Below are 19,985 nucleotides of genomic sequence, written 5' to 3'. Positions count from 1 at the left end.
CGCCCACAGCCACGCCGTCCCCACCGCACTGTCCGACAAACCCCGGTCTCTGAACAGTCCAGTTCGCCCGGGATTACAAGAATGAAATGTTCGGCCGCACCCTTCGTGCTCGCCCTCTTCGCCTCGACCTCCGCCCTCGCCCAGGAAAGTGCGGTGAGGTCCGCCGCCGATGCTTTCGGGGAACGCGTGGGCATCGAACAACTCGGCCTCTACGGGGAGGGCCAGGTCCGCGGCTTCGACCTGCAGGCCAGCGGCAACTACCGGGTCGAGGACGCCTATTTCGCGCGGATGGCGCCGTTGAACGATCCAGTGATCGGCGGCGTCAGCGTGCGGGTGGGGGTCAACGCCGCCCGCCTCGCCTATCCCGCGCCTTCGGGCGTCGTGAATTATCGCCTGCGCGCGCCCAGTCCCAACAACCGGTTGACGGTCGGCGGCGGCCGGCGCGACTTCGGGACCACGGTGGTGCAGGCCGAGGGGTCCTGGACCGCGCCCTCCAAGGAGGTCTGGATCGCCGGCGCATCCTTCTACCGCCCGAACGTCACCTGGGGCTCGGGTGGCAACGGCGAGGCCTTCGACATCGGCGCGGTCGGCGGCTGGGCCCCGGCGGAAAACCACAACATCCGGGTCTTCGCCACCTGGTACGCCCGCGACTATGACGGCGACTGGGCGGTGGTGGCGCAGGACAGCGCCACCCCGCCCTCGGCCAAGGCGCTGCGTCAGCACTCGCCCACCTGGGCCAATGTCAGGGCCCAGAACACCAATCTCGGCGCCCTCTACAAGGGTGAGGTCGGCGGCTGGACACTCGACGCCTCGGCGTTCCGGTCGATCTACAGCAATGACGCGTCCGACTTCACGGTCCTCGCCACGCGCCGTGATGGGAGCGCGGCTTCGACCACCTTCGTGGGTCCCGGCCGCACCAGCCAGTCGGATTCTTATGAGGCGCGGGTCTCGCGGGTGATCGACGGCGGCGCGGTCGACCACCTGGTCAGCGCCGCCCTGCGCTACCGGCACGCCGAGGTGGACCTTTCCTCGTCGGTCAGCATCGCCAACGGCGCCTTCAACCTGCGCGATCCCGCTCCCTCGGCCCCGGCGCGCCCGGTCTGGCACGGCGCGCGCGGCGAGGACCGGACCGACCAGCTCACCGCCAGCCTGGTCTATGGCCTGGTCTGGGAGGACCGGCTGCAGGTCCGGCTCGGCGCCCATCGCAGCCGCTACGAGAAGGAGGTGCTGGCCTATGACGGCTCGACCGAGCGGGGCGAGGACCAGGCCTGGTACTACAATGCCTCGGCCGTCTGGAGCCTCTCCCCCGCCACCAGCCTGTTCGGAAGCTATGTCACCGGGCTGGAGGAATCCGGCTTCGCGCCCCAGAACGCCACCAACAGCAACCAGGTGCTGCCGCCGGTGAAGGCCAAGCAGAAGGAAATCGGCGTGCGCCACGCGCTCACCGACAATCTCACCCTGCTGGCGGCCGCTTTCGAGGTGTCCAAGCCGACCACCGGCTTCCGCGCCGACGGCTCCTATGGCCTGGTCGGCCAAGTGTCGCACAAGGGGTTGGAGGCCTCGCTGTCCGGACAGCTGGACGCCAAGACCAGCATCGTCCTGGGCGCCGTCTCCTATGAGGCCGAGATCAGCGGGCCCCTGGTGACCTCCGGCATTGTGGGCGCCAGCCCGGCCGGCGTCTCGGAGCTGATCGCCAACGCCAGCATCGAGCGGCAGGTCACCCCGGTCTGGTCGCTCGACGCCCAGGTGAACCACCAGAGCGAAGCGTATGCGGACACCCGCAACACCTTCAAGGCGCCGGCCCTGACCACCTTCGGCCTCGGCGCCCGGGCGCGGTTCAACGTCGCCGACCGCCCTGCCCAACTCCGGCTTCTGGTCTCCAACCTGACCAATGAGCGCGGCTGGTACGCCTCCACCAGCGACCTCCTCTGGCCCATCGCCCCCCGCACCGCTCGCGCGATCTTCACGGTGACGTTCGGCGGTTGAGCGGCGAGACCCTCATCATCCTTCTCCCTGCAGGGGAGAAGGGACGCCACAGCCCATTCCGAACGCGTCCGGCTTCTCGCCCCCTAGCGCGTGTCGTGGACGATCCTGCCGCCGACCACGGTCATCACCGCGCGGGCCTTGGCGATCTCCGGGAACGGGGCGGTCATCAGGTCGACGGAGAAGACCGAGATATCGGCCGGGGCGCCGACCTTCAGCAGGCCCAGCTCGCTCTCGCGGGCGGAGGCGTAGGCGGGGCCGCGGGTCAGCAGGGCCAGCGCCTGCTGGCGGGTCAGGGCCTCGTCGAGTCCCCAGTCCGGTCCGGCGAAGCCCTTCAGGTCGTGGCGATAGGCGGCGGCGTAGAACTCCACCAGCGGGTCGCCCTTCTCCACCGGGGCGTCCGAGCCGCCGGCCACCACCGCCCCGCTCTTGACCAGGCTCTCCCAGGCATAGGCGCCCTTCAGCCGCTCCGGGCCCAGGCGGGCGGGGGCGAAATACAGATCGCCGATGGCGTGCGAGGCCTGCATCGAGGCGATCACCCCAAGCTCGGAGAAACGCGGCAGGTCCTCCGGCGACAGCACCTGGGCGTGCTCCACACGCCAGCGGGCCTTGCGCAGGGCCGTCGGGTCGTCGGCGAAGGCCTGCTGAAAGGCGTCCAGGACCAGGCGGTTGCCGCGATCGCCGATGGCGTGGACAGCGATCTGGGCGCCGGACGCTCGACCCCGCTTGAGGAAGGTGTCGATGGTCTCGCGCGGGGTGAGGATCAGGCCCGTCCCCTCCGCGTCGGCATAGGGCGCCAGCAGGGCCGCGCCCCGCGAGCCCAGGGCCCCGTCCATGTAGAGCTTCACCCCGCGCACCCGCACCAGGCCGGTCGGGTCCTGCGAGGGTCCGGAGGCCAGCACCAGGTCGGCGTCCTGCGGCGACATGTAGTTGTCGATGCGGATCGGCAATTGGCCCTTGGCGGCCAGGGCCTGCTGGTGGCCGACCTCCTCGCTCGAGGCGCCCATGTCGTGCAGGCCGGTCCAGCCGCGCGAGGCGTAGAGGTCGACCCCGCGCTTGACCGCCTCGGCCCTGGCCGTGGCGGTGGGCGGCGGAACCTTGCCGCGCACCAGGGCCATGGCGTTGTCGATCAGCATGCCGGTGGGCTCGCCCGCCGCGTCCTTGAGGATCTGGCCGCCGGCCGGAACCGCCGTGTCGCGGGTGACGCCCGCCAAGGCCAGCATGGCGGTGTTGGCGACGATGGCGTGGCCGTCGGCTCGGCCCAGCACCACCGGGCGGTCGGGGATCGCGCGATCGAGGTCCTGACGGCTCGGGAAGCGCTTCTCGGGCCAATGGGTCTCGATCCAGCCTCGGCCGGAGACGGCGCCGGTCCCCGGATTGGCCGTGTTCCAGGCTTTCAGCCGGGCCACCAGGCCCTCGACCGACTCCGTCCCCTCCAGGTTCAGCGTCATCTCGCGGAAGCCGATCCCCGACAGGTGGGCGTGGGCGTCGACGAAGCCTGGGAAGGCCGCCGCGCCCTTCAGGTCGATGTCCCTGGCGGCCGGGGCCGCTCGACGCGCCTGGGCCAGGGGACCCGCGAAGGCCACCTTGCCGTCCTTGACGGCCAGGGCTTCGACCGAGGCTTCCCCCGTGTTGATCGGCCCGCCGTGGATCAGCAGGTCTTGGGCCCAGGCGGCCGGCGCGGCGGCCAGCGTCACGGCGGCGATCGCCAATCGGAGAAGTTCGATGCGCATGGGGCCTCCCGCGGACTCGTTAGAGGCACAGCTAGGCGGCCCTCGAATTCGAAAGCAAGGCTCCGGGCCTAGTCACGCTCGCCGCGAACCGCCAGATTGCGCGCATGAGCGCCGGGGACGACGGTTCGGAGGATGGGGTCGGCGCGCGCCTGGGCATGGGGCTGCTCGTGCTGGCGGGTCTGGCCGTGGTGTTGGCCTATGTGAACCAGGTCTTCGCACCTGAGCCGATCTATGCGGGCGACGAGGGCGCCTATCTGATCCACGCCCTCTACGACAAGGCGCTCGCCGCCGATGAGCGGCTCGCCCCGCAGCTCCAGGCGCTCAACAACACCGTCTTCCTGCTGATCATACGTGCCGTCACCTACGGGACGGAGCACCTCCTGGAGTGGCTTCGCGTCCTGGGCGCCGGAGCCTATTTCGGCGGACTGATCCTGGTCTGGATGGCCGTGCGGCCGAAGCTCGCCGACCGGCGCAACAGCGGCTTCCTGCTGCTGGCCCTGGCGTTCCCCTACTATCGCTTCGTCTTCACAGCTCTGCCGGAGGGCTGGTACGTCGGCCTGCTGGGCGTGCTGATCCTGGCCACGACCCGCCTCTATCTGAAACGCCCGGCGGCCCACGCCCTGCTGGCCGGAGCCCTGACCGGGCTGCTGACCCTGATCAAACCGCACGGCCTGGCCGTGGCCGCCGCCTTCATGGCCCTGGCGGTGCTGGACGGCCTGCTGGGCCGCCGACAGCTGTGGGTCTTCACCGCGCGGATCGTGCTGTTCGTGGCCGGCTTCCTGGCGGCGGGCAATCTCGTCCAGTTGGCCGCCGGCGCGCCGATCACCCAACCCTTCACGTTCTTCCTGGGCGGCCACTATGTCCGCGCCCTCGACAACCCGACCGGGCCCGAGGGGCTGAGCCTGGCGCTGTGGGCCCTGGCCGCCATGGCGTCCGCCAGCCTCCTGCTGGCCGGCGTGCCCATCGCCACGGGCTTGGCGCGGATCATCGCTCGCTGGCGCTGGAGCCTGCGCCGCGGCGGCTATCGCCTGGACGAGACGGAGACCACCTTCCTTCTGGTCCTGCTGGCCCTGGCCGCCACCCTGGCCATGGTGGCGATCTTCTCGGCCAAGGCCCTTGTCTATGGGCCTGACGAGACCGGCCGCCTCTGGGGCCGTTATTTCGAGTTCTTCGTGCCGATGATCTGGCTCGCCGCCGCTCCGTTCATCGGCGAATTCCAGCGCGGCGGCGGCCGTCCCTGGCGTATCGCCATGGCGCTGGTGACTCTCGTGGGCCTAGCGGGCCTGGCCGCCTGCATGCTGGGCGGCATGGCGATCTTCCCCTGGGACGGCTCGGCGCTCACCGCCTTCTACCGTCCCTACCTCACCCGCTGGAATTTCGACGCCGGGATCCCGCTGTTTACAATGGCGGTCGCCGCCAGCCTCGCCGTGGCGAGCGCCTGCCTCACGCGGATTCGGACTTCCGTCGCGTGGCTGGCGTATTTCGTCGCCCTGGGCCTGCTTTCGACCTTCCTGGACCTGCGCTGGCGCGGCGTGATCGCTCCGGAGCGCGCAACCTTGCAGGCCGAACTTCAGGCCGCCCAGTCCCAGCTCGAGCGGCAGCCGGACCTGGCCGCGGCGATCGTCGACGGCCTGGACGTCCATCACCTGGTCCTGCTGGGCCTGCGGGGCCGACCGCACATGGTCCTGACGGCGCCCGAGGCGGACGTCGAAGCCGACGCCCTGGCCGACTACGACACCGTGATCGTGGTCGGTCCTCACGATCTGGTCGGCGACGGATGGAAACCGCTGTTCCAGGGCCAGCGACTCGCGGTCTTTCGACGCGAGGCGGCGCTCGCTCCCAGCAGCCGCCTTGGGCTTGAGGCAGGAACACGCTAAGAGCCGCCCGGGGGCCAGCTCGACGCGCGGCCGACAATCTGAAGACGGATCGAAGATGCTGAGCTGGTTCCAGGCAATGATGCCGAAGGAAGAGAAATTCTTCCATCTGTTCAAGGCCCATGCCCAGACCTTGGTCGAGGGCGCCAGCGCCCTGCGTGACGTCCTGAAAGGCGGCGACGGCGTGCCCGCCGCCTGCGCCCGGGTGGTCGCTCATGAGAACGCCGCCGACGAGATCACCCGCGAGGTGCTCACCGCCGTCCGCCGCACCTTCATCACCCCGTTCGACCGCAGCGACATCAAGGACCTGACCACCTCGCTCGACGACGCCATCGACCAGATGCAGAAGACCGCCAAGGTCATCACCCTGTTCGAACTGCGCGAGTTCGAAGACCCCATGCGCGAGATGGCCGACATCATCGTCGAAGCCGCGCTGCTGACCCGCGAGGCGGTCGGTCTGCTGGACAAGATGCGTCAGAACGCCCACCGGCTGAACGAGCTGACCGAGCACATCACCCAGATCGAGGACCGCTCCGACGCGATCTACGACGCCGGGCGCAAGGCGCTGTTCCTGGCCCACCGCAACAGCGACCCCATGGCCTTCGTGGTCGGCGTCGACATCTACAGCCACCTGGAAAAGGTGATGGATCGCTTCGAGGATGTGGCGAACCGCATCAGCGGCATCGTGATCGAGCAGGTCTAGGGAACGCCACGTGGACCTTCTCGGCTTCACGCCGCTCCTGATCTTCCTGATCATCGTCGCCCTGGCGTTCGACTTCCTGAACGGCCTGCACGACGCGGCCAACTCCATCGCCACGATCGTGGCGACCCGCGTCCTGCCCCCCTTCGCGGCCGTGGCCTGGGCCTCCTTCTTCAACTTCATCGCCTTCCTGTTCTTCGGTCTGCACGTAGCCAAGACGGTGGGCGCGGGGCTCATCGAGCCCAACCTGATCACCGACGGCCTGATCTTCGCGGCCCTGATGGGCGCCATCGGCTGGAACCTGCTCACCTGGTGGGCGGCGATCCCGTCGTCGTCCTCCCACGCCCTGATCGGCGGGCTGGTCGGCGCGGGCCTGGCCAAGGCGGGGACGGACGCGGTGATCTGGACCGGCCTCAACAAGACCTTGGCGGCCATCGTGCTGTCGCCGGGCACGGGCTTCGTCCTGGCCCTGCTGCTGACCCTGATCGTCTCGTGGGCCTTCATCCGCTTCACGCCGCTCGCGGTGGACGGCGTGTTCCGCAAGCTGCAGTTCGTCTCCGCCTCGCTCTATTCGCTGGGTCACGGCGGCAACGACGCCCAGAAGACCATGGGCATCATCGCCGCCCTGTTGATGGCCCACGGCATGGGACCGGCGTCCGGCGAATTCCATGTGCCGCTGTGGGTGGTGCTGTCCTGTCAGGCGGCCATGGGTCTGGGGACGCTGTTCGGCGGCTGGCGGATCGTCCACACCATGGGCTCGAAGATCACCAGGCTGACACCCATGCAAGGCTTCTGCGCGGAGACCGGCGGGGCCATCACCCTGTTCGCGGCCACCAGCCTGGGCGTACCGGTCTCCACCACCCACACCATCACCGGCGCCATCGTCGGCGTCGGCGCGGCGCGGCGGGTCTCGGCGGTGCGCTGGGGCGTGGCGCGGCGGATCGTGGTCGCCTGGGTGATCACCATCCCGGCGGCGGCGGCGATCTCGGCGGCGACCTACTGGCTGGCTGGCCAGTTCATGGGCTAGCCCCAGACGCGCCCGGCGAAGCTGACGAAGTTCCGACCCATCACCTTGTCGATCACCCGCTGGCTGTGCCCCCGCGCCCGCAGCAGGCTCGCCAGCTTGCGGAACTGGTCGGGGCCCCGCAGGTCCATGACGAAGGGCTGGGTGTCGGCCCGCTCGCCCTTGGCGGCGATGCCGGCGGCCTTGCGCTCCTCATGCTCCTGGGCGAGCGCGGCCTTGTAGGCCTCCATGTCATCGATGGTGGCCACCGACCCGTCGGTGCCAATCCCCACATGGTCCTCGCCGCAGATCTTCAGGGCGTGCTCGATGTGGGCTGTCACGTCGGCGGCGCTGGCCTGGCTGGTCGGGTTCAGGAACGGCATGAAGTAGACGCCGACAAATCCGCCCTTCTCCGCCACCCCGCGCAGCTCGGCGTCGGTCTTGTTGCGCGGCAGGTCGGTGAGCGCCCGGCAGCCGGTGTGGTTGATCGAAATGGGCGCCTTGGACGCGGCGATGGCGTCCAGGCAGGTCCGCTCTCCGGAGTGCGACAGGTCGACCATCAGCCTGGCGCGGTTCAGGCCCGCCACCACCTCGCGTCCCAGCGGCGTCAGGCCGCGGTTCTCCGGCGCCATCGAGCCGTCGCCCAGGAGGGTGGGGAGGTTGTAGGTGATCTGGACGATCCGCACCCCGCGCGCGGCGAACTCGTCGATCCGCTCCAGTTTCTCACCGATCTGGACAGCGTTCTGGAAGCCGTAGATCACCCCGATCTTGCCGTCGGCCCCGGCCTTGGCGATGTCGCCGGCCTTGCGCACCAGTGTCAGGTCGGCGGCGTTGTCGGCGATGATCTTGTCCCAGACGTCGAGGGTCTTCTGCGTATAGGCGTAAGGCTCCTGGGGCCCGGCCACATAGCCCAGGGTGATGTTCACAGCCGTCAGGCCGGACGCCTTTGCGTCACGCAGGCCCCGCGCATCGAAATCCACGATCGAGGTGTCCGCGGCCGGTCCCGCCGGGCGGCCGATCTGCAGGTTGGGGTTCGAAAGTCCGCCCAGGGCGTTGACGATGATCGGCTTTTCGGCGCGGGCGACGGCGGGACCGGCCGCGAGGGCGGCGGCGAAGCCGAGGGTCTGGCGACGGGAGATCATGGCTGGCTCTTTCGTGCGGCCAGGTCGGCCTTGGGATCATAGTCGGCGCGGGCATAGGCCACGCCGCGCTTCACGGTGGTGATGACGGTGCGCAGGTTGCGGATGTCGGCGGTGGGGTCCTTGGCGACAAACACCAGGTTGGCCAACTTGCCGGCCTCGACGGTCCCGAAGTCGGCGTCCCTGCGCACGGAGAGCGCGCCGTTGCGGGTCGCGGCCACGATGGCCTGCATGGGGGTGAAGCCTGCCTTGTCCACCAGCAGCTCCAGCTCCTCATGCAGCGACGGATAGGCGGCCTCGGGCGCCGACGCGCCGTCGGTGCCCGCCGAGATAGTCACGCCCGCTTCCAGCGCCTCGCGCGTCAGGCGCGCGGCGAGATCCGTCGAGCAATAGGGCTTGGCCGGCCGCCCTTTCATGGCCTCGTAGATCCGCACCGTGGCGTCCAGCACCACACCGTCGGCCTTCATCCTGGCGTAGAGGCCGGCCATCGCCGGATGCACGCCCTGGCCGAACCGTCCTTCCTCGACGGCGGCGCGGTTGTGGTACTGGCCGGGGATCGGGTCCGACACCTGGTAGGCCAGCATGCAGACATGGCTGACCACATCGGCCTTGGCGTCCAGCACCTGGGCTGGGGTGGCGGGAAACACCGCCGCATGGGCCCAGATCGGCACGCCCTGGCGGTGGGCCTCGGCGGCGATCTCGGCCACCGTCTCGCCTGGCAGGTTCGCATAGACCTTGATCGCCGAGGCGCCGAGGCCGCGCGCCTGGGCGACCGCCAGGGGCAGGTCGGTCCGCGGCCCGATGGCCTGCATCCAACCGACCTCGCCCGCCCTGGCGCCACGCGAGGCCGCATGCACCCGCTTGTCCTCGAAGAACGACGGGCCGGCCATCAGGGCGGCGTAATAGATGTCTGGCCCAGCGATCTCGCCGATCCGCGCAGCGCGGGACAGGTCGGCCACGTTGCGTAGGTCGTCGGCCATGTCGCGGATCGAGGTGATCCCGCCATAGAGGCTGCGCTTGAGTTCCGCCTCCGCCCAGGTCCGGGCAGGCGGCGTCGCCAGGTGCTGATGGCTGTCGGTGAGGCCCGGCAGGACATACTGACCCGAGACGTCCACCACCTTGGTCTGCGGCGGCAGCTTGAAGGCGATCTCGCCGTCCCGCCAGATCCGCTCGATCCGCTCGCCCTTGACCAGAATGGACATGCCGGGCTTCGGCGGCGCGCCGGTCCCGTCGATCAGGGTCGCGCCCCTGTAGACGGTGAGCGGCTCGGACTGCGCGCTGGCGAGGCCGGGAACCAGGACGAGGACGGCGGCCATGGCCGCGACGCGGAAAGCGATCATGCCTCCCGTTTAGCGCGGCTCATCGACGGTGCGAAAGGTGAAGCTCGCGGATCAAGGGTCCGCCAAAAGCGTCCTTCTCCCCTTGCGGGAGAAGGTGGCCTTGCGAAGCAAGGTCGGATGAGGGGTCGATAGCCCTATCCGGTTGGCGGCGGCGCAGCCGCGAATGTTGGAAGAAGATGAACCACAAAGGCGCAAAGGGCACCAAGGCGCGGCGGCGCGGCCTATGAGGGTTTAGCTCCCTTCGTGCCCTTGGTGCCCTTCGTGGTTCAAGTCGGCTTCGCCGGGTGCACTAGCCGTCAAGTTCTGAGAGCCCCCTCATCCGACCCCGCTCTCGCGGGGCCACCTTCTCCCGCAAGGGGAGAAGGAACGCCTGACGTTGTTAGCGCGGCAGCTTGCTGACACCCATCAGGTAGGCGTCCACGGCCTGGGCGCACTGGCGGCCCTCGCGGATCGCCCAGACCACCAGGGACTGGCCGCGCCGCATGTCGCCGCAGGAGAAGATGTTGGGCGTCGAGGTCTTGTAGTCCGTGACCGGGGCCTTGACGGCGCCGCGCGGGTCCAGCTCGACGCCGGCCTGCTCGACGAACGCGTTGTGACGTGGCCCGACGAAGCCCATGGCCAGCAGGACCAGGTCGGCCGGCAGCTTGAAGGCGCTGCCCGGGACCTCTTGCGGGGTCAGGCGACCGTCCTCGCCGGCCACCCATTCGATGCGCGCGCACTCGATGGCCTCGACCTTGCCGTTGGAGCCCAGCACCTGCTTGGTGGTGACGGCGAAGTCACGCTCGCAGCCCTCTTCCTGGCTGGAGGAGGTACGCAGCTTCAGCGGCCAGTCCGGCCAGGTCATGAACTTGTTCTCGCGGGCCGGAGGCTGCGGCATGATCTCGAGCTGGGTGACCGAGGCCGCGCCATGGCGGTTCGACGTGCCGATGCAGTCGCTGCCGGTGTCGCCGCCGCCGATCACGATCACATGCTTGCCGGTGGCCGAGATCGCCCCGGTGGGCGCGGCGCGCAGTTCGTCGTCGCCGGCGTTGCGCTTGTTCTGCTGGGTCAGGAAATCCATGGCGTAGTGGACGCCCCGAAGCTCGCGACCGGGGATCTCCAGGTCGCGCGGGTTCTCCGCGCCGCCGGCCATCACCAGCACGTCGTAGTCGTCCAGCAGGCGTTGGACCGAGACCGTGACCCCGACTTCGAAATTGGTGCGGAAGATCACGCCTTCCTGCTCCATCTGGGCGATCCGGCGATCGATCAGATGCTTCTCCATCTTGAAGTCCGGGATGCCGTAGCGCAGCAGGCCGCCGATCCGGTCGCTCTTCTCGAACACAGTGGGCGCATGGCCGGCGCGGGCCAGTTGCTGGGCGCAGGCCAGGCCGGCCGGGCCCGAACCCACCACCGCGACGCGCTTGCCGGTGCCGCGGGGCGAGCCCTGCGGCTTGATCCAGCCCTCATCCCATCCCCGGTCGACGATCTGGCATTCGATCGTCTTGATGGTCACGGGCGCATCGACAATGTTCAGGGTGCAGGCGGCCTCGCACGGCGCGGGGCAGACCCGGCCGGTGAACTCCGGGAAGTTGTTGGTCGACTGCAGGTTCTCCAGCGCCGCCTTCCACTGGTCGCGATAGACCAGATTGTTGAAGTCGGGGATCTGGTTATTGACCGGACAGCCGGTGTGGCAGAATGGAATCCCGCAATCCATGCACCGCGCGGCCTGGCCGGCCACGGCCGGCGCGGCTAGCGGATGGGTGAATTCCTTCCAGGTCTTCAGGCGGTCGGACGGCGCGTCATAGGTGCGGTCCTGGCGCTCGATCTCAAGAAAGCCGGTGGGCTTGCCCATGCTCTAAACTCCCGACTTTGAAAGCTATTCGGCCGCGACGGCCGCGACCGCCTGGCGTTCGGCGGCCATCTCGACCAGGGCGCGCCGATAATCCTTGGGCATGACCTTCACGAAGGCCCCCAGCGACGTCTCCCAGGTCTCCAGGATCTCGCGCGCCCGCCGCGACCCCGTATAGAGGTGGTGGCGCTCGATCAGGATGCGCAGGCGCTCGGCGTCGAAGGACAGCATGTCGCCCATGCCGCTGTTCTCGACCGACACCGCCTTCTGGCTGGGCGCGTTGTCGTGGCCGGAGGCGGTCACGCTCACGCGGTCCAGGTCGACCATGGCCTTGTTGCACAGCGCGTCGAACCGGCCCTTCGGATCATAGACATAGGCGACGCCGCCCGACATCCCGGCGGCGAAGTTCCGCCCCGTGTCGCCCAGCACCACCACCACGCCGCCGGTCATGTATTCGCAGCCGTGGTCGCCCAGGCCTTCCACCACCGTCACCGCGCCGGAGTTGCGCACGGCGAAGCGTTCGCCGGCCACGCCCTCGAAATACGCCTCCCCGGCGATGGCGCCGTAGAGCACCGTATTGCCGACGATGATGTTCTCGGTCGGGTCGCGATTGGCCTCGGGCGGTTGGCGCACCACCACCCGGCCGCCAGACAGGCCCTTGCCCACATAGTCGTTGCCGTCGCCGGTCAGCTCCAGGCTGATCCCGCGGGCGGCGAAGGCGCCGAAGCTCTGGCCGGCCTGGCCGCGGAACTTCAGGGCGATGGTGTCGTCCGGCAGGCCGGCATGGCCGTAGCGGCGCGCCACCTCGCCCGACAGCATGGCGCCGACCGTGCGGTTGATGTTCTTGATTGGGTATTCCCCGAGGACCGGCTTGCCCTCTTCCAGCGCCGCCTGGGCGTCGGCGATCAGGGTGTTGTCCAGCGCCTTTTCCAGGCCGTGGTCCTGCCGGTCCATGTTCCAGAGGCCGGTCGGGCTCTCGGACGGGATGGCGTAGAGGAGCTTGGAGAGGTCGACGCCGCCGGCCTTCCAGTGGTCCACCGCGTGGCGCATCTCCAGCCGATCGACCCGGCCAATCATCTCGTTGACCGTGGCGAAGCCCAGCTGCGCCATGATCTCGCGCAGTTCTTCGGCGACGAAGAAGAAGTAGTTGATCACGTGCTCGGGCTGGCCGGTGAAGCGCGCGCGCAGCACGGGGTCCTGGGTGGCCACCCCCACCGGGCAGGTGTTGAGGTGGCACTTCCTCATCATGATGCAGCCGGCCGCGATCAGCGGGGCCGTGGCGAAGCCGAACTCGTCGGCCCCCAGCAGGGCCGCCACCGCCACGTCGCGCCCGGTACGCAGGCCGCCGTCGGCCTGGACCGCCACGCGGGTCCGCAGTCCGTTGAGCAGCAGGGTCTGTTGGGTCTCGGCCAGGCCGATCTCCCAGGGCGAACCCGCATGGGTCAGCGAGGTCAGGGGCGAGGCGCCGGTGCCGCCCTCGAAGCCGGAGATGGTGATGTGGTCCGCGCGCGCCTTGGCCACCCCGGCGGCGACCGTTCCGACGCCGACTTCCGAGACCAGCTTCACCGAGATGCGGGCCTTGGAGTTCACGTTCTTCAGGTCGTGGATGAGCTGGGCCAGGTCCTCGATCGAATAGATGTCGTGGTGCGGCGGCGGACTGATCAGGCCGACACCCGGCGTCGAGTGCCGGACGCGGGCGATGTTCTTGTCCACCTTGTGGCCGGGCAGCTGGCCGCCCTCGCCGGGCTTGGCGCCCTGGGCCATCTTGATCTGGATGTCGTCGGCGTTGACCAAGTACTCGGCGGTGACGCCGAACCGACCCGAGGCCACCTGCTTGATCGCCGAGCGCATGGAGTCGCCGTTCGGCAACGGAACGAAGCGATCCGCCTCCTCCCCGCCCTCGCCGGTGTTCGACCGGCCGCCGATGCGGTTCATGGCCATGGCCAGGGTGGTGTGGGCTTCGCGGCTGATCGAGCCGAAGCTCATCGCCCCGGTGGCGAAGCGCTTGACGATCTCGGCCGCGGGTTCGACCTCGTCGAGCGCGATCGGGGTCTCGGCGGTCTTGAAGCGCATCAGGCCGCGGATGGTCAGCAGGCGTTCAGACTGCTCATTAATTCCCGCCGCGAAGGCCTTGTATTCATCCGGCAAATTTCCGCGCACGGCGTGCTGCAGTTTGCTCACGGTCTCCGGCGTCCAGGCGTGCTCCTCGCCGCGCAGGCGGAAGGCGTAGGTCCCGCCAACGTCCAGCATCGAGGCGTAGATCGGGTTGTCGCCAAAGGCGTCGCGGTGACGGCGCACGGTCTCCTCGGCGATCTCACGCAGGCCGACGCCCTCGATGGTGGTGGCGGTGCCGGTGAAGTACTGCTCGATCAGCTCGCTCGACAGGCCGACCCCGTCGAAGATCTGGGCGCCGCAATAGGACTGGTAGGTGGAGATGCCCATCTTGGACATCACCTTCAGCACGCCCTTGCCGATGGCCTTGATGTAGTTCTTGCGCACCTCGTAGGCGCTGAGCGTCGAGGCGGTGGAAACACGGATCTGCTCCAGGGTCTCGAAGGCCAGGTAAGGGTTCACCGCTTCCGCGCCATAGCCCGCCAGCACGCAGAAATGGTGCACTTCGCGGGCTTCGCCGGTCTCGATCACCAGGCCGGTCTGCATGCGCAGGCCCTGGCGGATCAGGTGGTGGTGCACGGCCGCGGTGGCGAGCGCCGCCGGAATCGGGATGCGGTCGGACGAGACCTCGCGATCCGACAGGATCAGGATGTTCTTGTCGGCCAGCACGTTGTCGGTGGCCTCGCGGCACACCCGGTCCAGCGCCCGCTCCAGGCCCGCGACGCCTTCCTCGGCCGGCCAGGTCGCATCGATGGTGGCCGTGCGGAACGATCCGTCCACCAGCTCGCTGATCGAGCGGATCTTCGACAGATCCTCATTGGTGAGGATCGGTTGCGAGACTTCCAGCCGCTTATGGGTCCCGGCGTGGCGGCCCAGCAGGTTCGGCCGCGGCCCGATCATCGAGACCAGGCTCATGACCAGCTCCTCGCGGATCGGGTCGATGGGCGGGTTGGTGACCTGGGCGAAGTTCTGCTTGAAATACTCGTAGAGCAGCTTCGGGCGCTTGGAGAGCACGGCGATGGGCGTATCGGCGCCCATGGAGCCGATCGGGTCCTCCCCCGTCCGGGCCATCGGCTCGAGGAAGAACTGGACGTCCTCCTGGGTGTAGCCGAAGGCCTGCTGGCGATCGAGCAGCTGGGCGCCGTCGTTGGCGAGCGCCTCGTCGAAGGCGATCTCGGGCAGCTCCTCCAGCTTGAACTGAGTCTGGGAGAGCCACTCGGCATAGGGCTCGGCCTGGGAGAGGGTCGCCTTGATCTCCTCGTCCTCGATGATCCGGCCTTCCTCCATATCGATCAGCAGCATCTTGCCGGGCTGCAGCCGCCACTTGCGGACGATCCGCTCTTCCGGAACGGTCAGGACCCCGATCTCGGAGGCCATGATCACATGGTCCTGGTCGGTGACCACGAAGCGGGCCGGACGCAGGCCGTTGCGGTCCAGGGTCGCGCCGATCTGGCGGCCGTCGGTGAAGGCCACCGCGGCGGGGCCGTCCCACGGCTCCATCAGGGCGGCGTGGTACTCATAGAACGCCTTGCGCTCGGCGTTCATCAGCGGATTGCCGGCCCAGGCCTCGGGGATCAGCATCATCACCGCGTGGGCCAGCGGGTAGCCGCCGGCCAGCAGCAGCTCGAGCGCATTGTCCAGACAGGCGGTGTCCGACTGACCGTGCGGGATCAGCGGCCACATCTTGTTGAGGTCGGGTCCCAGCAGGTCGCTCTCGAGCGTGCGCCGCCGGGCGTTCATCCAGTTCACGTTGCCGCGCACCGTGTTGATCTCGCCGTTGTGGGCGATGAACCGGTAAGGGTGGGCGAGCTTCCAGGACGGGAAGGTGTTGGTCGAGAACCGCTGGTGGACCAGGGCCAGGGCCGATTCCGTGATCGGGTTGGCGAGATCCTCGTAGAAGGTCCCCACCTGGCCGGCCAGCAGCAGCCCCTTATAGACCACCGTCCGGGTCGAGAAGGACGGCAGGTAGAGCTGGGTCAGGCCCGGCAGGTTCATCCGCGTGGCCATCTCGGCCAGGGGGTTCTGGAGCTGCTTGCGCACGGTCAGCAGCTTCCGCTCGAAGGCGTCCTGGTCCTTGGTGTTGGGGCCGCGGCCGACGATGGCCTGGCGGATGACCGGCATCTGGGCCAGCACCGCCGCGCCCAGGCCTTCGGTGTTGATGGGCACGTCACGCCAGGCGATGAAGGTCTGGCCTTCCACCTTCAGGAAGTGCTCGAACTGGTGGACCGCCACCTCGCGGGCGGCGGCGTCCTGCGGCAGGAAGCACATGGCCACGGCGTAGTCGCCGGGCGGGGGCAGATCGACGCCTTCCTTGCCGGCCCAGTCGCGCAGCAGGCCGTCCGGAATCTGGATCAGAATCCCGGCGCCGTCGCCCACCAGCGGATCGGCGCCCACGGCGCCGCGATGGTCCAGATTGACCAGGATCTCCAGGCCGCAGGCCACGACCTCATGCGATTTGCGGCCCTTGATATTGGCCACAAACCCCACGCCGCACGCATCGTGTTCGTTGCGCGGGTCGTACAGACCTTGACGTTCCGGAGCTCCCATCGGCGTCCCTCACTCGTAAGCTCGCAGGCGCGCACGGACGCGGCCAAACCCGACCGTTCCGCACGCCAATTCGGCGCGCATCTACACGGCAAGATCAACCCTTGTCGATGGGTCAGAACCTGCGGAATTGAAAAGATTTTCTAAGGTGCGACGTCTAGTAGCGTTTTGTCGGCCTTTTGCGCCACATTGCAGCCCGTCAGGATCATCGCCACGGCGAGCTCGCTGCGCAGGGTCCCCAGCATCTTCTCGACCATCGGCTGACCTCCGGCGCCGAGCGCATAGGCCCAGGCCCGGCCGACGAAACAGGCCCGGGCGCCCAGGGCCAGGGCCTTCAGCACGTCGAGGCCCGAGCGGACCCCGCCATCCATGAAGATCTCCAAATCGCCGCCGACCGCGTCCACCACCGCGGGCAGGGCCGAGATCGAGGACCGCACCCCGTCCAGCTGCCGCCCGCCATGGTTGGAGACCACCAAGCCCTGCGCGCCGGCTTTCACGGCCTCCCGAGCGTCTTCCGGATCCAGCACCCCCTTGATGACGATGGGTCCGTCCCAGGTCTTCCGCACCCAGTCGATGTCGGCCCAGGTGACGGTGCGGTCGAAATTGCGCGCGATCCAGCTCAGGAAATCGGTGACCCGCCTGCCTTCGGTCACCGCGCTCTGGACGCAGCCCAGGGTGTGCGGCCGGCCGTGCAGCCAGACATCCCACAGCCATTCCGGATGGGTCGCCCCCTGCCAGGCGGTGTTCAACGCCCCCGACAGGCCGCTCGCCCCGGTGAAGCCCGAACGGACGTCGCGATAGCGAGAACCCGGCAGCGGCAGGTCGACCGTGAAGACCAGAACCTTGCAGCCCGCCGCCTTGGCGCGCGCCAGCAGCTCGGCCATGTAGCCGCGGTCCTTCAGCATGTAGAGCTGGAACCAGGGCGGCGCGCCGGAGGCCGCCACCTCCTCCACGGAACAGACCCCCACCGTCGAGAGGCAGAACGGCACGCCGGCCGAAGCCGCGGCCCTGGACGCCTGGACTTCGCCGCGGCGGGCGTACATGCCCGCCATGCCCACCGGCGACAGGCCCACGGGAAAGCTCATGGTCTCACCGAACACCTCGACGCTCATGTCCAGCTGGCTCATGTCGCGCATGACCCGCTGGCGGAGGGTGATGGCCTCCAGGTCGGCCACGTTGCGGCCGAGCGTCACCTCGGCGTAGCTGCCGCCGTCGATATATTCGAAGAACATCTTCGGCAGCCTGCGCCGCGCCAGCTCACGATAGTCAGACACCGACGCCGGCTTCATCCTGGCCCTTCCCGTTTCCGCCCAGCCTTCTTGGTAGGGTCAAGCCGGGTCGTTGACAAATGTTCTGTATTTGTTCTTATCGGCGACATGCAAATCCGACTCGCCCTCCCCTCCGATCTGCCGGCCGTCCGCGACCGGCTCCGCGCGGTTTTCGGGCCGCAGAGGGCCGAGCATCGGATGGATCCGGTCTCCCAGCTCATCAAGGCGGTGATCAGCGCGCGCACCTATGACGAGGTGGCCTGGGCCGCCTTCATCCGCCTGCGCGCGGCCTTCCCGAACTGGGCGACCCTGACCCTGGCCGATCCGGCCCAGATCGAGCCGGTGATCGATCCGGTGACCTTCGCCGAGGACAAGGCGCGGCGGCTGCCGATCCTGATCCGGGTGATCATCCTCAAGCGCGGCGAGCTCAACCTCGACTTTCTGAAGGACGAACCGTTGGACGAGGCCATGGAGTGGCTGACCCGCCTGCCGGGCGTGGGCGTCAAGGCCGCGGCGGCGACCCTGAACTTCAGCACCCTGGCGCGGCCGGTCCTGACCGTCGACACCCATGTCCAACGGGTCGGCGGCCGGCTCGGCCTCACCCCGCGCGGCGGCGACCGGACCCTGGCCTATGATGGTCTGATGGAACAGGCCCCCGCCGACTGGGACGCAGACCGGTTCTTCGAGTTGCACTGGCTGCTCAAGGCCCACGGCCAGTCGATCTGCAGCCACTTCGACCCGGCCTGCGACCTGTGCGCCCTGCGCGACGCCTGCCCGCGCATCGGGGTCGGCCGCGACCAGGAGGGCGATGTGGTCGCCTTCCGCGGTCCCCGGACGCTCCCTGGCGAAGAAGCCGGAATCTGACGCCTACGGCGTTGGAGTGCGCCGCCGACCGCGCTAGTTTGCGGCCACGGATTCTAGGAGCGATCGATGACCGACTGGATTGAACGGCCCTGGGCCCTGATGCGTCACCATGCGGGCTGGGCGGACGTCTTCCACATCGAGAGCGAAACCGCGGATTCCATCACCGGCTTCTATCCCGACCGCGAGACCGTGGGGCCGCCGGTCAATTATAGCGTCCGCGCCGTCCTCGCCCGCTTCCCGACCATGGAGGCCGCCCGCGCCGCCCGCGAAGGCGCGGTGCTGGAATGGCGCAAGCACGACGAAGGGGTCCGCGAGGCCGAGACCAAGCTGCGCGAAGCCGAGAAGGCGCGTGAGGAAGCCTGGCTGGGCTGCCTGCGCGACGCGGCCAACGGGGGCTAGAACCGCAGCCCCTTGGCCGCCGCCCACGCGACGCCCACCGCCAGGATCAGCCCCACCAGCAGGCTCCACAGCCTTCCCCGCTTCAACGGTTCAGCGGCGAAGGCGCTCTTGCCGGTGATCATGGCGCCGATCAGGTTCTGGCGCTTCCAGGCCCAATAATAGGCCACCGCCAGCAAGTGCAGGACGACCAGGCCCTGCAAGACGCGGAACAGCAGCTCGTGCCACTCGGCGCAGAGCCGGCTGGTCTCGAAGCTCACCAGATAGGTGAGCGGCCCCGACTCCAGGCCGTCGATATCGCCGGCGAACAGGCCAAGCACGGTCAGGGCCAACATCACGGCGATCATCGCCACCACGCTCCAGGCGCCGACGGGATTATGACCGCCGGCGTGGCTGGGGCTGCGTTCGCCCGCGGTCTTCAAATAGGCCAGGGTCGCCTTGGGGCCGGTGAGGAAGCTCGCGAACCGCGCGGTCGAGCCGCCCGCCACGCCCCACCAGAGCCGGAAGACCAGCAGGCCCAGCAGCCCGTAGCCCGCCCACCTGTGGAGCTGCATGTTCTGTTCCGCGGAGAACCAGGCGACCAGGATCAGCACCACCAGGGTCCAGTGGAAGATCCGGGTCGGCAGGTCCCATAGCGCCACGCCGGGCGCGCGGGGCAAGGTCGAGTCGCTCATTTTTCCTCGGCGCGGAAGGGCTTATGGCAGCCGCCGCAGGCGCCGCCGGTGGCCTTGAACTGGAGCTTGATGGCCTCGACGTCGCCCTTGCCGGCCGCGACGCGCAACTTCTGGCTCTCGACCTGCAGCGCCTTGGTGGCCTCGGCGAACTTGACGGGCTCGGCCCAGATGTCGGCCTTGGCGCGCATCTTGATCCCGGCCTCGGGACCGGAACCCTTAGGGAACCATTTGGGGATGGCGAGGGAGAAGCCGTGGACCTTCTTGGCCTCCGCGGCGATCAGCTTGGTGTCCGGTGTGTCCTTCTTGAGCTCGTCGTTCACCGCCTTGAACGACTTGCCCATCTCCTTGTAGCTGGCCTGGCGCAGGGTGATGGCCTTTTCCACGGAGGTCGCCGCGACAGCGCCGCCCGCGGTCAGGGCCAGGGCGAGGGCGATACTGATGGCGCTGGTCTTGCCGGACATGACGTCTCCGCTGCGAGGTGTGGATGCGGCGGAGTTGAGACGAGCAAAAGAGGCCCGTCAATCAAA

14 protein-coding genes are annotated in these 19,985 nt (G+C 68.7%); 6 read left to right on the top strand and 8 right to left on the bottom strand.

The annotated features are described in order from the left end of the window. Window positions 1–81: 81 nt before the first annotated feature. A complete protein-coding gene (locus V6M51_RS17215) occupies window positions 82–1,986 on the top strand; it encodes a hypothetical protein (RefSeq protein WP_332769132.1) in 1,905 nt (634 codons plus the stop codon). 83 nt (window positions 1,987–2,069) lie between these two features. Here the strand turns inward: V6M51_RS17215 and V6M51_RS17210 are convergent, their stop codons facing one another. After that, entirely contained in the window at window positions 2,070–3,716 is a 1,647-nt protein-coding gene (locus tag V6M51_RS17210; RefSeq protein WP_332769130.1) for an amidohydrolase, read from the bottom strand. Window positions 3,717–3,820: 104 nt separating this feature from the next. Between V6M51_RS17210 and V6M51_RS17205 the strand changes: the two genes are divergently transcribed. The 3 genes from V6M51_RS17205 to V6M51_RS17195 are packed head-to-tail and all read left to right on the top strand — an operon-like array spanning window position 3,821 to window position 7,317. Beyond that, window positions 3,821–5,593: a hypothetical protein gene (locus tag V6M51_RS17205; protein WP_332769128.1), complete on the top strand. Its 1,773-nt coding sequence runs from the start codon at window positions 3,821–3,823 to the stop codon at window positions 5,591–5,593. A 55-nt stretch (window positions 5,594–5,648) separates the two neighbouring features. After that, a complete protein-coding gene (locus V6M51_RS17200; protein WP_332769126.1) occupies window positions 5,649–6,293 on the top strand; it encodes a DUF47 domain-containing protein in 645 nt (214 codons plus the stop codon). Window positions 6,294–6,303: 10 nt separating this feature from the next. Continuing rightward, window positions 6,304–7,317 (top strand): inorganic phosphate transporter, encoded by a 1,014-nt coding sequence (locus tag V6M51_RS17195; RefSeq protein ID WP_332769124.1) that lies wholly within the window; start codon window positions 6,304–6,306, stop codon window positions 7,315–7,317. Here the strand turns inward: V6M51_RS17195 and V6M51_RS17190 are convergent. The 5 genes from V6M51_RS17190 to V6M51_RS17170 all read right to left on the bottom strand — a co-directional run bounded on the left by V6M51_RS17190 (window position 7,314) and on the right by V6M51_RS17170 (window position 17,545). Further along, window positions 7,314–8,435, bottom strand: a complete 1,122-nt coding sequence (locus V6M51_RS17190) for a dipeptidase (protein WP_332769122.1) — start codon at window positions 8,433–8,435, stop codon at window positions 7,314–7,316. The genes V6M51_RS17195 and V6M51_RS17190 overlap by 4 nt on opposite strands. Continuing rightward, entirely contained in the window at window positions 8,432–9,772 is a 1,341-nt protein-coding gene (locus V6M51_RS17185; protein ID WP_332769121.1) for an amidohydrolase family protein, read from the bottom strand. The genes V6M51_RS17190 and V6M51_RS17185 overlap by 4 nt, the downstream gene beginning before the upstream one ends. Window positions 9,773–10,151: 379 nt before the next feature. Further along, window positions 10,152–11,603, bottom strand: coding sequence for a glutamate synthase subunit beta (locus V6M51_RS17180; RefSeq protein ID WP_332769120.1), 1,452 nt, complete (start codon window positions 11,601–11,603; stop codon window positions 10,152–10,154). A gap of 24 nt (window positions 11,604–11,627) precedes the next feature. Beyond that, on the bottom strand, window positions 11,628–16,259 hold the full coding sequence (gene gltB, locus V6M51_RS17175; protein ID WP_332769119.1) for a glutamate synthase large subunit: 4,632 nt from the start codon (window positions 16,257–16,259) through the stop codon (window positions 11,628–11,630). Between the two features lie 140 nt (window positions 16,260–16,399). Then, window positions 16,400–17,545 carry an L-lactate dehydrogenase gene (locus V6M51_RS17170; protein WP_332769117.1) on the bottom strand — a complete coding sequence of 382 codons (1,146 nt, stop codon included), beginning with the start codon at window positions 17,543–17,545 and terminating at the stop codon, window positions 16,400–16,402. 87 nt (window positions 17,546–17,632) lie between these two features. Here V6M51_RS17170 and V6M51_RS17165 point away from each other — a divergent pair, with 87 nt between their 5' ends. After that, on the top strand, window positions 17,633–18,388 hold the full coding sequence (locus V6M51_RS17165) for an endonuclease III domain-containing protein (protein ID WP_332769115.1): 756 nt from the start codon (window positions 17,633–17,635) through the stop codon (window positions 18,386–18,388). A 66-nt stretch (window positions 18,389–18,454) separates the two neighbouring features. Next, a complete protein-coding gene (locus V6M51_RS17160) occupies window positions 18,455–18,787 on the top strand; it encodes a hypothetical protein (protein WP_332769113.1) in 333 nt (110 codons plus the stop codon). Here the strand turns inward: V6M51_RS17160 and V6M51_RS17155 are convergent. Next, window positions 18,784–19,458 carry a cytochrome b/b6 domain-containing protein gene (locus V6M51_RS17155; protein ID WP_332769112.1) on the bottom strand — a complete coding sequence of 225 codons (675 nt, stop codon included), beginning with the start codon at window positions 19,456–19,458 and terminating at the stop codon, window positions 18,784–18,786. The genes V6M51_RS17160 and V6M51_RS17155 overlap by 4 nt on opposite strands. After that, window positions 19,455–19,919, bottom strand: coding sequence for a c-type cytochrome (locus V6M51_RS17150; RefSeq protein ID WP_332769111.1), 465 nt, complete (start codon window positions 19,917–19,919; stop codon window positions 19,455–19,457). The genes V6M51_RS17155 and V6M51_RS17150 overlap by 4 nt, the downstream gene beginning before the upstream one ends. Between the last annotated feature and the right edge of the window lie 66 nt (window positions 19,920–19,985).

Source organism: Phenylobacterium sp., assembly GCF_036677185.1.
Taxonomy (GTDB): Bacteria; Pseudomonadota; Alphaproteobacteria; order Caulobacterales; family Caulobacteraceae; genus Phenylobacterium.
Note: the sequence above shows the minus strand (reverse complement) of the source record. Positions and strands in the feature narration are given on the sequence as shown.

Bases quoted from the DNA above. Each gene is read 5' to 3' on its own strand.
- V6M51_RS17165 (WP_332769115.1), top strand. From the start codon at position 17,633: ATGCAAATCCGACTCGCCCTCCCCTCCGATCTGCCGGCCGTCCGCGAC.
- V6M51_RS17215 (WP_332769132.1), top strand. From the start codon at position 82: ATGAAATGTTCGGCCGCACCCTTCGTGCTCGCCCTCTTCGCCTCGACC.
- V6M51_RS17180 (WP_332769120.1), bottom strand. From the start codon at position 11,603: ATGGGCAAGCCCACCGGCTTTCTTGAGATCGAGCGCCAGGACCGCACC.
- V6M51_RS17185 (WP_332769121.1), bottom strand. From the start codon at position 9,772: ATGATCGCTTTCCGCGTCGCGGCCATGGCCGCCGTCCTCGTCCTGGTT.
- V6M51_RS17150 (WP_332769111.1), bottom strand. From the start codon at position 19,919: ATGTCCGGCAAGACCAGCGCCATCAGTATCGCCCTCGCCCTGGCCCTG.
- V6M51_RS17210 (WP_332769130.1), bottom strand. From the start codon at position 3,716: ATGCGCATCGAACTTCTCCGATTGGCGATCGCCGCCGTGACGCTGGCC.
- V6M51_RS17190 (WP_332769122.1), bottom strand. From the start codon at position 8,435: ATGATCTCCCGTCGCCAGACCCTCGGCTTCGCCGCCGCCCTCGCGGCC.
- V6M51_RS17170 (WP_332769117.1), bottom strand. From the start codon at position 17,545: ATGAAGCCGGCGTCGGTGTCTGACTATCGTGAGCTGGCGCGGCGCAGG.
- V6M51_RS17205 (WP_332769128.1), top strand. From the start codon at position 3,821: ATGAGCGCCGGGGACGACGGTTCGGAGGATGGGGTCGGCGCGCGCCTG.
- gltB (WP_332769119.1), bottom strand. From the start codon at position 16,259: ATGGGAGCTCCGGAACGTCAAGGTCTGTACGACCCGCGCAACGAACAC.
- V6M51_RS17160 (WP_332769113.1), top strand. From the start codon at position 18,455: ATGACCGACTGGATTGAACGGCCCTGGGCCCTGATGCGTCACCATGCG.
- V6M51_RS17200 (WP_332769126.1), top strand. From the start codon at position 5,649: ATGCTGAGCTGGTTCCAGGCAATGATGCCGAAGGAAGAGAAATTCTTC.
- V6M51_RS17155 (WP_332769112.1), bottom strand. From the start codon at position 19,458: ATGAGCGACTCGACCTTGCCCCGCGCGCCCGGCGTGGCGCTATGGGAC.